The 5,921-nt window shown below is 39.3% G+C and carries 6 protein-coding genes; 1 reads left to right on the top strand and 5 read right to left on the bottom strand.

The window, feature by feature from the left end; genetic code table 11:
• On the top strand, positions 1–601 hold a 601-nt coding region (locus tag OGM63_RS08190), incomplete at its 5' end, for a S66 peptidase family protein (RefSeq protein ID WP_263745022.1).
• 10 nt (positions 602–611) lie between these two features.
• Here the strand turns inward: OGM63_RS08190 and OGM63_RS29765 are convergent.
• The 5 genes from OGM63_RS29765 to OGM63_RS08170 all read right to left on the bottom strand — a co-directional run.
• Entirely contained in the window at positions 612–737 is a 126-nt protein-coding gene (locus OGM63_RS29765; RefSeq protein WP_375340467.1) for a DUF4058 family protein, read from the bottom strand.
• A 266-nt stretch (positions 738–1,003) separates the two neighbouring features.
• Positions 1,004–1,837, bottom strand: coding sequence for a YybH family protein (locus OGM63_RS08185; RefSeq protein ID WP_263745021.1), 834 nt, complete (start codon positions 1,835–1,837; stop codon positions 1,004–1,006).
• A gap of 123 nt (positions 1,838–1,960) precedes the next feature.
• Complete coding sequence (locus tag OGM63_RS08180; RefSeq protein ID WP_263745020.1) at positions 1,961–2,704, bottom strand: class I SAM-dependent methyltransferase; 744 nt, start codon at positions 2,702–2,704, stop codon at positions 1,961–1,963.
• A gap of 304 nt (positions 2,705–3,008) precedes the next feature.
• The gene (locus OGM63_RS08175) at positions 3,009–5,087 is read right to left on the bottom strand and encodes a S9 family peptidase (RefSeq protein ID WP_263745019.1); all 2,079 of its coding nucleotides are present in this window, start codon (positions 5,085–5,087) and stop codon (positions 3,009–3,011) included.
• Positions 5,088–5,130: 43 nt separating this feature from the next.
• A partial coding sequence (locus OGM63_RS08170) for a hypothetical protein (protein WP_263745018.1) occupies positions 5,131–5,921 on the bottom strand: 791 nt, incomplete at its 5' end.

The raw sequence follows: 5,921 nt of genomic DNA, 5'->3' as shown, positions 1-5,921 counted from the left end.
CACTCCCCCCAAGTGGCTAATCGGCTTTTCTGACATCACTGCGCTATTGTGGAGTTTGGAAAAAGTTGGAATTTCTGGGGTTCATGCACCTGTACTGACAACTTTATCATCAGAACCAGATTGGTCAGTTCAGCGTTTGTTCGATTGGGTGGAAGGTCGTTCTATTGCCCCTTTAAAAGGTTGTGGTTGGGGTGGAGGTATAGCTAAGGGAATTTTACTACCAGCTAATTTGACGGTAGCGACTCATCTATTAAATACGCCATTTTTACCAAATTTAGATAATGTGATTTTGGCATTTGAAGATGTGACAGAAGCACCTTACCGCATTGATAGAATGTTGACACAATGGCGGATGAGTGGAGCTTTATCAAAAGTTAGTGGAATTGCATTGGGTAGCTTTACGAAATGTGAAGCACCGGCTGATGTTCCTAGCTTGAGTGTAGAGGAAGTTTTGCGCGATCGCTTGGGCGATTTGGGTATTCCCGTTGTCTCCAATTTACCATTCGGTCACGAAGCACCCAATGCAGCTTTACCAGTCGGTGTTATGGCAACTTTGGATGCAGAGCATGGTATTTTGAGTATAGGAGCATCGGTTCATTAACTTGCTGGTTCTAATGAATTTCTGACCAAAATAGTGGATTTTCTAAATATGGGTTCATTCCTGGAAATGGTGAAACAACCCTCGTATTGTCGGTTTCCGGAGATAGGGGACTGTCGAATTCGGAGAATGAAGCCATTACAGCACCTCAAAAAAAATTACACCCTACCGACAATAATGGGTGCTAGGGTACTAACTAATTATATCCAAACCAGTTTGTGCAACTACACTTTTTATGCACAAAAGACATCTGGTAGAAAAGACGTTCCAGACGTAGCACATGCAACGTCTAATTAAGGGTTTCGGGCAACGCATAACAAGCATAGTGGTCGATGTACAAAGCATTCTAGTCCCGCAACTTTTATTTGCTTCATCCGCAGAACTAAAACGCAGTTCTAAACCGGATTACCTAGGTGCTGTAGTGCTTTCGATTGTTCGCAGCGTGGAATCGAGTGATTGCACCCTGGAATCGAGTATGAGTACCAATTCCTGAATTTGACATGCTTGAGGGTCATTTTGAGCACACCAATTTGCCAACGTGCTTTCAATTTGATTTAATTTGTCACAATCGTCTAATCTTTTGTCCCTGTGGCAACTGTAAACAAGTGTTGAAGCTTGGCTATAAGCTTGTTCGTAAGTACGAGAATTCCTTCTTGGATTACCTTGCTGTCTAGGTCTAGTAGAGGCATTTTCTGTAGACGTATTTTTTAGCGAGAAAGTATGGGAAATTGTCAGTTTCCATCCACTGCTAGTACGTTTCCAGATATCTTGATATGTACTTTCTAAAGAAAAAGGCTTATTAACTTGAGGATTTTTTGGGTCTGTTGCAATTCCGCTAATATATCCAACACCGACTACTGTCGCAGTCTGCCCATTAATTTGAATCTGTTTAATTTCATCGCGAGCCTTGATTTTACCTATATTCCAAAAAAGCTTTTGTATTCCCTGACTTTGTTGCTGTAAATTTGTGATCTTTCCGTCAAGTCCAATACCACTATACTCCGGGGCATAGTAAGAATATAATTGGTTAAGGTCTTTACGCTCGAAGGCTGCATCTATAGCTTGGTATGCTCTAATAATTGCTTGTTTATCGGCTTGGTTGCTAACTTGATTATTTTGAGCGATCGCCTTTTTAGGAAAAGCAGATTTATCCATAGTTTGTGCTTGTATTGGAACAGCCCAAGCAATCGCACTAACACTGACGCACAAAGCACACAGAAGTGAAGATAACTTTTGCATTGGGTAATACCTTTCATCTTTTTTATACATTTAAGTATATAGTGTACTTTTTTTGGGATTATCAGTAAACCAAAAGGTTTTTCCCAAAAGGCGATCGCCTTTTTGGGAAAAAAAGCTATCAACTTAACCCCACTTCCGGTAGCAACGACCTGTAATCAAGTAAGGGTGAAAAACCTCTAAGAAGTTACTTTGAAGTGTCTCAAAGAAGGTGTCTACTACTTTAATGTCATCTATGTGAAAGGGAAACTCTTCATTAAAACCTTTAAAGAAATACCAGTTTAGGATAATATTGCCTTTAGGTGTCAAAGCTTGATGGAACTGTAGTAACTGCTGGGTGGGATCTGGTAAATGCTCTAAAACGTCAAAGCACATAATTGTATCAAAAGTCTCTTTTGGGGACACCTCATGGCAACAAAAGATTTTTTTACTCAACCCCATCTGCTCGGCACGATACCGAACAAAATCAAAATTAATGGGATTAATATCGCAATAGATCACTTGCTCAACTTGAGGGCAAAGGGCAGTGGCAATTGCATGAGTCCCAATACCACCCCCAAAATCTAACACTCGACCTTGGGCATGATCTGCAATCAACCGCAGCGTATTCCCAATATAGTCACGACTTCCTAGATGCCATGCTCCCAGTTCAAATAAGTAAAACTCTCCTACCTTCTCACTATAAAAAGCAGTTGCTTTTTCCCAATCAAAATCTTTGTGGCTTAACTCTGCCAGCTGTTGTTGACCTGTTTCTAACTTCTTTTCTAGTGTTTCTGAATCTAAAAGCAGAAATTCCTGTAGATGCTGCTTTAAATTAAAAGCATCTTGCCAATAGCTACTTAATGAAGGTGTAGGAGAAAGTGAAACCATAACTTTTTCTACAAAAATTCAACCACAATTTTTATCTTTTTTCTGCTAGATTATACCACGAACAATGTCCTCTTTTAGACATCCTTTTGCAAGAATCTAATATTTTATTAAATAGTGAAAAAATTATCTTTAGTCCCGACTTCAATATTATGTATAAACTTTATGCGATGAAGACCACAGCAGCAAGATAGCAAGCTGCACTCAAATTTTTAGAGAATGTTTTGAGTGCAGAATTCACTTACAGAATAAAGTATCGGGATAGTTTTTTCTCAGTTAACCTCAAAGCTGTTATGCACAGGTGAAGTTAGCATTCAATATCTCCCAAACCTAAGCGATCCAAAATAAAAGCGTAATCAAAAGCTAATTCTTTCAAGCTTTCATAACGTCCAGATGCACCACCATGTCCAGCACTCATGTTAGTTTTAAGTAAGAGAATATTGTTATCTGTCTTCAATTCTCTTAGCTTTGCTGTCCATTTGGCTGGTTCCCAGTATTTGACGCGAGAATCATTTAAACCGGCGGTAATTAGCATATCTGGGTAATCTTTCGCCTCAACGTTATCATAGGGCGAGTAAGATTTCATGTAGTCGTAATAAACTTTGTCGTTGGGATTACCCCATTCTTCCCATTCCATCGCCGAAAGGGGCAAGGAAGTATCTAAAATAGTAGTGACGACATCTACAAATGGGACATCAGCAACTACTACCTTGAAAAGTTCCGGACGCATATTAATTACTGCACCCATCAATAAACCACCTGCGCTACCCCCGGAAATAACTAAGCGATCGCTCTGAGTCCATTTATCGGCAATCAAATATTCTGCACATGCGATAAAATCTGTAAAGGTATTTTTTTTCTGCAAAAATTTACCATCTTCATACCATTTTCGTCCCATTTCTTCACCACCACGAATATGAGCGATCGCATACACTATTCCCCGATCTAACAGCGTTAATCGAGTTGATGAAAACATCACCGGGTAAGAATAACCGTAAGAACCATATCCGGTAAGAAACAAGGGATTTTTACCATCTTTGTTGGTTCCTTGTTTGTAAACAATAGATATGGGGATTTGTGTTCCATCTTTGGCTGTAACCATCAGCCACTCACTTTTATAGTGGCTTTTATCATAGCCTCCGAGGACTTCCGTTTCTTTTTTCAACTCTCGGTTATCTGTTTCCATGTCGTAGTCGAACACAGATAACGGTGTGATTAAAGAGGTGTAATTGAAACGCAGAATATGCGTGTTAAATTCTGGGTTATTTGCTTCATAAAAGGTATATGTAGGCTCTGGAAAAGTAATATTACTTTCCTTCCCTGTAGATAAGTTTTGCACTCTGGCAGTTTGCAATCCTGCCTTTCTTTCATAAATTACCAAATGATTGGTAAACAAACTTATTCCTGATAGCATCACATCTTCCCGATGAGGAATTACAGTTTGCCAATTTTCTTGATTCGGCTTTGCTACCGGGGTTTTCACCAATTTAAAGTTGGTTGCTTCATCGTTTGTGACGATGTAAAAATAATCGCTGTGATGTTCAACATCGTATTCCATCCCTGTAGTGCGTGGATGAATAATCTGAAAATCACCAGTAGGATTATTCGCATCTAAATAATGAATTTCTGTGGTGATGCTACTTGACAACATCATTAAGATGTATGCTTCACTACGGGTTTTGCCTACATCTAAATTGTAAATTTCATCTGGTTCGTGGTAAATTAAAACATCTTCAGTTGTCGGTGTTTGTAAAGTATGGCGAAATAGTTGATAAGGACGATTTGCCGCGTTGATTTTCGTGTAAAATACCGTTTGATTATCGTTTACCCAAGTTACAGATAAATAAGTTTCCGGTATAGTTTCTGAATACAACTGAAATGTGTTCAAATCCAGAAAGAAAAGCGTGTATTGTTCAGAACCGCTAGTATCAGTTGAATAAGCTAATATTTGATGATTAGGGCTGATTTCAAATACACCTAAGCTGAAAAAATCATGTCCTTCTGCTAGTTCGTTTTGGTCTAGAAGTACTTCTTCTATTGCGTCGAGACTACCTTTTTTGCGACAGTGAATTGGGTAAGATTTTCCTTCTTCGGTGCGAGAATAATAGTAATAATCATCTTTGCGGAATGGCACTGATAAGTCAGTTTCTTGAATTCGCGCCAACATCTCATTATAAAGCTTTGTTTGCAAAGCTTCAGTATGTTGCATCATTCTTTGTGTGTAAGCGTTTTCGGCTTCCAGATAAGCGATCGCTTTATCGTTGTCGATATCCCGCAGCCAAAAGTAATCGTCAATTCGGCGATCGTTGTGTAACTCTAAAACTTGCGGTTTTTTCTCAGCAATTGGTGGGTTTACAATATCTTGTAACTGGTTATCTTTATTCATATTTTTTCACCTCAATCTTAATGTCCAGCAATTATACTCCTAGTTATGATAATGAACTAGAAAGATCCTTAGTGTGACGCGATTTTTTCAGTCTACACAACCCAATGGCTGGTACAACTCCCAGAATCACCGCAGTAAGTCCTTGTCCACTCAAATACAATATCTGAGTTCGGTTTGCTTCGGGAATAAAATCTTGCACTTTCGTTAGCAACCAAATCGAGATACTGATCAAGAAAAATGAAACTGAGGGTAAAAAAGTCCACCACCAAGCACCTTTTGTGTAACGTCGTAACACCATAAATTGGCAAAACCCCAGCCAAATCCCAGAAAAAATATATAAAAAAGTTGACAAAATGCCCAAAATCACAGTTTGATTAGGAGATAAAGTTAAATTTGATGATGCAGCGATCGCACTAACATAACTAATCCATGCTGTAGAAACGCTATTGGCAATCAGCCAACCGAAACTGGTAGCCAGCAGCCACAACCAACCGGATACATATTGTCGCATGACGATCGCTTGATCTGCACCAAAAATTAAGGCAAAAATTAAATTACTACTGAAGCTTTTACCCGCATAGTACCACGTCAGATATTGCTGGAAAATGCTTGGTGGTATGCTTTCGGTAATAATTTTTTCTAAAGCGATGCTGGCAATTCCACCTACCATCCATCCTAAAAGCGTCAAAATCGAAAATTGGATAAAAAAGCTTTGACGGTGCGATCGCCCGATCAAAAGCATTTGCCGCTGAGAATCGAAGGTAAAATCAGAATTATCGGTTTGCATATCTGGGGAATGGGGAGTGGGGAATGGGGAGTGGGGAATGGGGAAAG

The sequence above is a fragment of the Plectonema radiosum NIES-515 genome, assembly GCF_025753815.1.
GTDB lineage: Bacteria > Cyanobacteriota > Cyanobacteriia > Cyanobacteriales > Nostocaceae > Hassallia > Hassallia radiosum_A.
Note: the sequence above shows the minus strand (reverse complement) of the source record. Positions and strands in the feature narration are given on the sequence as shown.